The organism is Marinigracilibium pacificum (assembly GCF_012926615.1).
Classification (GTDB): Bacteria; Bacteroidota; Bacteroidia; order Cytophagales; family Cyclobacteriaceae; genus Mangrovivirga; species Mangrovivirga pacifica.
This window is the reverse complement of record NZ_JABBNU010000004.1, coordinates 437,480-443,479: the sequence shown is the minus strand read 5'-3', so window position 1 is coordinate 443,479 and position 6,000 is coordinate 437,480. Positions and strand designations below refer to the sequence as shown.

Genomic DNA, 6,000 nt, shown 5'->3' with positions numbered 1-6,000 from the left:
AGCGGTGGGCACATTGGGTTGGTAAGGTTAAATCGGAGAATTATTTATGAGTTTAAACAGGATGTTTATAGCACTAAACATTTATGCCACCTAACGAATGGATAAGCGCGACTCTATTGCTCTTATTCCATATATGTGTTATTTGTTTTTCCTGCAATATAGTAGCTGAATCAGTAATTGCAAAAATCTGTTTGAACAAACATGTCGCGCTTATCATATTTCTAAATTGTCTAACGGACTCTTAATCTCATCCATGCCTTTACTTGTGATATGTGTGTAAATTTCCGTCGTTTTACTGCTCGAATGACCAAGCAGTGACTGTATATATCGCAAATTTGTTCCCCGCTCTAATAGGTGTGTTGCAAAACTATGTCTTAAGCTATGCAATGTTACAGGCTTCCTTATCCTGGCGACTTTCTTTGCCCGGTTAAATATACTTCTTGCGCTACTGGCCGAATACTGCTCACCTCCCTGACCTTCAAATAGCCATCTTTTTGGTTTGTATTCTTTATAGTATTCCCGAAGCTGAATCAGCATTTTATCCGATAGGAGGGTAGTGCGGTCTTTTTTACCTTTGGCTCCTTTTATATGGATAAGCTTCCGATCACTATTAATGTCTGATATCTTCATATTGATCATTTCACTCACTCTAAGTCCGGCGCTGTATATCAAGCTTAACATACAGCGGTGTTTAAGGTTCATCGGTGCTTTCAATATCCTTAGTACTTCTTCTTCACTAAGAACTTCCGGTAGCTTCTTTTCCTTTCTTGGCCTGTCTAACCAATAGTACTTTTTTTGTTCACCTTTAATTTTTTCCAGATAAAACTTAATCGCATTTATGGCCTGATTCTGGGTGCTAGTCGATGCTTTCTTGTCATGAATTAAATATAACAGGTATCTTCTAACATCATCATCTGTAAATTTCCCCGGGTCTTCTTGTTTTATATAACTCAGAAAATCTGAAAGGTAATACACATAGGTTTGAAAGGTGCTTTTACTATATCTCTCCATTTCAAGCTTTTCTATATATTCTAATGGTGCCGGAATTCTTTGTGGCTGCCTGATAAATGGATTTTTTATCTTTGGTTTTTCCTTATCTTTTTCTTGTCTTACAGGTAATTTTATTTCTGCTTCGTATTTCAGACGTAATACTTGATCTACTTTATATTGGTAATTTCTTAATACTGAACATATTCTCCGGAAATTGGCAGCATTGTCTATTATATACCAATACTTGTTTTTTGAGTCCCATCTGCGTCCGGGTATAGACTTGACAGACTTTAGTATTCCTTCATGGTATTTAAAAAGAATCAGTATTTGGGTCTTATCACCAATTGATTTTGATTTTAGTTCTATCATTCGGATCAATTTTATGAACCTAAAGAAAGAAAATTCCAAAGTGCTAAGCGTAAGATTATACGTGTATAGACGTTTATTATACGTTTAATCTACACTTATTTTTTAGATGGAATTGATAACTTTTCAAATATTTCACCTTAAATTGTATCTAATTAATAAGTTATATTTATTGTAATTGGATTTTTCAACCCTCTTCAACTATGTCAGGTTCATTTATAGAAACTAATTATTGCAAACATTGTAACAAGCCACTATTTGGCCGGTCAGATAAAATATTTTGTGATTCCAATTGTAAAAGTGCCTATCATTATCAGAATAGTAATCATGAGCAGGTAATGATTAAAAACCTGACTTCTCATGTACGTAATAACAGAAGGATTTTAAAAACTCTTTGTTATCAGGGAAAGGCTATAGTAAGAAAATCAGTACTTGATAGTATGGGGTTTAGATTTGATAATTTCAGTAGTATATATGTTACCGGAAGGGGAGATGTATATTATTTGTGTTTCAATTATGCCTTTAGTCCAAAGGTAGAAAGAGGAATTAAAAAGGTGGTTATCGTCAATAGACAGGAATATATGAAGGAATTTGATCCCTGGTCATTTGTAAAATGAAAAGCCCGGATCTCTCCAGGCATTTATTTTAGGTGTGTGTTTTTTATATTTTTTATTATTCCATTTTCAACACAACTCTGAATCTAGCTTTATTAGTAATCATTCGCTCATAGGCTTCTGCAGCCTTTTCAAGTGGAAACGTCTCTATCATCGGTCTGATGTCACTATGGGCACTAAAGTTTAATGTGTCCTCAGAATCAATTGCTGTTCCGCTTGGCCATCCTGCAACAGATTTTCTGCCCATAATCAAAGAAAACGGAGCAACAGAAATTGCATCTCCGGGTGCAGCAACTATTAAAACTTGTCCATCAATTCCCATTCCGTTTACAACGCTACTGATTGCATCAGCACTTGGAGCTGTACAGAGAATTACCTTTGCACCACCAAGTTTTTGAAGTTCTTCAGCCGGATCATCTTTGCTGGTGTTGATATAGTATTTTGCGCCCAGCTTCATTGCCAGGTCTTTTTTTGAATCACTAGTCGATATTGCTGCAACTCTGAATCCCATTTTAGCGGCAAATTGTATGGCAAGATGCCCCAAGCCACCAATTCCCTGTACCGCAACAAGGTCTCCGGCTCTTGCAGAGCTGTTTCTTAAAGAATTAAACGTTGTAATCCCTGCGCATAATAATGGCGCTGCCTCTGCCGAATCGATTTCATCTGGTACACTGGCAACAGCTTCTTGCGGAGCCACCATATATTCCTGATACCCTCCGTCATACGATATTCCTGCAACCTGGGCATTCTGACAACTAATAAAATCACCCCGGCGACACGGTTCACACTCAAAGCAATGCCCGCCATGCCAGCCAACACCTACTCGCTGACCTTCGGAAAACATCTTGACGCCTTTTCCAACTTTAGTTATCCGGCCTATCACCTCATGTCCCGGAACCCTCGGGAATTCAATTCCAGGAAATGCCCCTTCTTTTACAAACATATCACTGTGACAGATACCGCATGCTTCAACTTTAATTTGAACTTGACCTGTGCCGGGTTCTGGTATTTCCTTTTCTACTAGTTTGAAATCACCTCCGGCTTCTTCGATTTGAACAGCTTTCATCTATTTGATTTTTTTGGTTTTGGTGTCTATTAAGTTATTAATCCTGAGCTGGTTTCGCTCGTTTAAATCAGATTATTTGTGTTGAAATAATTTCTCGCATTCCTCAGCCATAAATCCACCGTGAGTAATTAACATACTATTTGAATTATTTACTATTTCTTCTGAAGAAACTAATATTTGATTAGTGAATTTAGATGCATGTTTAATAGACGCCCCATAAATCAAAGTGCCAATTCCTGCCCAGATAATTGCACCCATACACATGGGGCAAGGCTCTACGGTAGTATATAATGTCAAGTCCTCCGGATCATCATAATCTAATTCATTCATTCTGCGAATTACATTCATTTCAGCATGAGCAGTGGGGCCATCAAGTAATGTTGTGTTGGGCATGGCTATTTGCTGGCCCTCACAATCAACAAGAACGGCTCCAAAAGGCGATCGCGAATCTCGTGCAATATCAATAGCCATTTTCATCCAGAAGTTATCATCATGTGTGATCATAATTTCTTTTTTAACCAAAAGTCAATTTTTTGATTCTGTGTTTTATTTAATCTACTAAAACTGAATTTAGTCTACAACAAAAGATGATTTTAGGCCCTCCTGACAATTGGGACCAACCCAGATATTAAAATCTCCGGGTTCAACTACCCACTCTTTGTCAATATTATAGAATTTCAGGTTTTCTACAGGAAGGGTATATGTTACTTCTCTGGATTCACCAGCTTTTAAAGTGACTCTTGAGAAACCAACTAGCTCTCTGACTGGCCGGGTTATACTTCCGGTGATGTCCTGGACATAATACTGTACTACTTCCGTTGCTTCCGCTTTACCGGTATTGGTTAACTTAAAAGTTATTAGAACTGAGTCCATGATGGAAAATGAAGCTTTGTTTAATGTCATTTCGGAGTATTCGAAAGTCGAATAAGTTAATCCAAACCCGAAAGGAAACATTGGTTGATATCCGGCATCAAGATAATGTGACGTATTTCCCAGAGAACTTTGCCACGCTCCCACAGGGATATCATCGATCGCCACAAATGACTCTTCACTTGCTGGTCTGCCTGTGTTTTTATGGTTGTAATAGATTGGTTCTTGTCCTGAAGTTTTAGGCCAGGTTACAGGTAGTCTTCCCGAAGGTGAGGTTTCTCCATTCAGAATGTCTTTTAGTGCCGGACCACCCATCGTTCCCGGATGCCAGGCCATCAATATGGCATCTGCTTCATTATAAATATTCGAAATGGTAATTGGACGACCGGCCATTATTATTAAGACAATTGGCTTGCCTAGTTTAGCAAGTTTATGAATAAGTTCTTCTTGAATCCCAGGCAGGTCAATATTGGCACGACTGTGGGCTTCTCCGGAAAGAATAGCTTCCTCTCCACCCGCAAAGATGATCACATCAGACTTTCGCGCAATTTCAAGTGCTTCATCAAATTTGTCTGTCAATGAGTCTCTGCTAAAGGCTAATCCTTTGCTAAACATGAGGTTTTTGCCATAAGCTTCAGAAAGAGACATTTTAAGTGTTTGGGTATGTTCAGATTCTCCATCGAAAACCCAGGTTCCGAGTTGTTCATGTGGGGCATCTGCAAGAGGACCAATCAAGGCTATTTTCTGATTTTTAAAATCCAGAGGAAGTAAATTATTATAGTTTTTAAGCAATACGATGCTTTCAATTGCTGTTTGTTTGGCGCTTACCAGGTGTTTCTCATCATAGAATATTGAATGATTAAACCTGGTATATGGTTGCTCGAATAGCCCCATTTTTAATTTTACTCTCAGTATATTCCTTACCATATCATCTAGCTGAGACTCGGCAATTACTCCTGATTCAATCAGATTTTTTAAATGATCTTCATACGCTGTGCTTGTCATTTCCATGTCTAATCCGGCATTAGCTGAAAGCATTGCTGCATGTTTTTCATCGGCAGCAAATCCATGTGGAATCATTTCAGTTACAGAGTTCCAATCACTTACTACCAACCCGTCAAATCCCCAGGTATTTCGTAAGATGGTTTTTAGTAAATATTTATTTCCGGTAGCCGGGACACCATTTAATTCATTAAATGACGACATAAATGAACCGACTCCTGATTTTACGGCTGCTTCAAATGGTTTGAGGTAAACGTTATGCAAAAGTTGTTCATGAATGATGGCAATATTATAGTCACGGCCTCCTTCAGCAGCTCCATAACCGACAAAGTGTTTTGCACATGCCAGCATCCCGGTAGGGCTTGAAAGGTCTCCCTGAAAGCCTTTAATGTAAGCTTCGGTAAATTTAGAGGCCAGAAAAGGATCTTCTCCTGGCGATTCGGCTATCCGTCCCCAACGGCTGTCGCGGGCAATATCGAGCATAGGTGCGAATGTCCATCGGATACCACTGGCAGTAGCTTCAATGGCAGCAATCCGCGATCCTTTTTCAATAAGATCAGGGTTCCAGGTAGCAGCCTGCCCCAGAGGAATCGGAAATATGGTCTTGAACCCATGGATTACATCACGGGCAAAGATCAATGGTATTCCATTGGGGCTTTCTTCAACGGCGGTTTTTTGTAAGAAGTTTATCGTTTGAGAATCAGTAACATTTAAAAATGAACCAATTTCTCCTTTTCTGACTTTGGTAATTAATTCTTCAGAAAGTCCTTTTCCCATTGAGGATGTTCCGCGTTGTGAGGTCTGGCCAATTTTCTCTTCCAGCGTCATTTGCGAAAGTATCTGCTCAACCTTCTGATTGATTGTTTTTAAATCAGGTTTATCTTGAGATACACAAGTAGCATTAGTGAGACAGATTACAATGATAATACTATAAACTTTAGTAAGGATAGGGGGGAGTTGATTGCTTAGTTTCATTATTAAAAAAGTATTCAATTGGTTAATTTGGAACAATCTAAAAATAGAGTTCCTGAAACAACATTGGGAATTACTTCAAAAAGGAATGGTAATTAATTCAATAAATGCTTTAATAGT

At 38.5% G+C, this 6,000-nt stretch carries 5 protein-coding genes; 1 reads left to right on the top strand and 4 read right to left on the bottom strand.

Annotation, left to right across the window (positions count from 1 at the left end; all coding sequences use genetic code 11):
• Positions 1 to 213: 213 nt before the first annotated feature.
• On the bottom strand, positions 214 to 1,359 hold the full coding sequence (gene xerA, locus HH304_RS08585) for a site-specific tyrosine recombinase/integron integrase (RefSeq protein WP_169680205.1): 1,146 nt from the start codon (positions 1,357 to 1,359) through the stop codon (positions 214 to 216).
• A gap of 200 nt (positions 1,360 to 1,559) precedes the next feature.
• Between xerA and HH304_RS08580 the strand changes: the two genes are divergently transcribed.
• Positions 1,560 to 1,973 (top strand): hypothetical protein, encoded by a 414-nt coding sequence (locus tag HH304_RS08580; protein WP_169680203.1) that lies wholly within the window; start codon positions 1,560 to 1,562, stop codon positions 1,971 to 1,973.
• A gap of 55 nt (positions 1,974 to 2,028) precedes the next feature.
• Here the strand turns inward: HH304_RS08580 and HH304_RS08575 are convergent, their stop codons facing one another.
• From HH304_RS08575 to HH304_RS08565, 3 genes are all read right to left on the bottom strand, one after another.
• Positions 2,029 to 3,036: an alcohol dehydrogenase gene (locus HH304_RS08575; RefSeq protein ID WP_169680201.1), complete on the bottom strand. Its 1,008-nt coding sequence runs from the start codon at positions 3,034 to 3,036 to the stop codon at positions 2,029 to 2,031.
• Between the two features lie 72 nt (positions 3,037 to 3,108).
• A complete protein-coding gene (locus HH304_RS08570; protein WP_169680199.1) occupies positions 3,109 to 3,540 on the bottom strand; it encodes a nucleoside deaminase in 432 nt (143 codons plus the stop codon).
• A 66-nt stretch (positions 3,541 to 3,606) separates the two neighbouring features.
• The gene (locus tag HH304_RS08565) at positions 3,607 to 5,883 is read right to left on the bottom strand and encodes a glycoside hydrolase family 3 N-terminal domain-containing protein (protein WP_271711552.1); all 2,277 of its coding nucleotides are present in this window, start codon (positions 5,881 to 5,883) and stop codon (positions 3,607 to 3,609) included.
• Positions 5,884 to 6,000 lie beyond the last annotated feature (117 nt).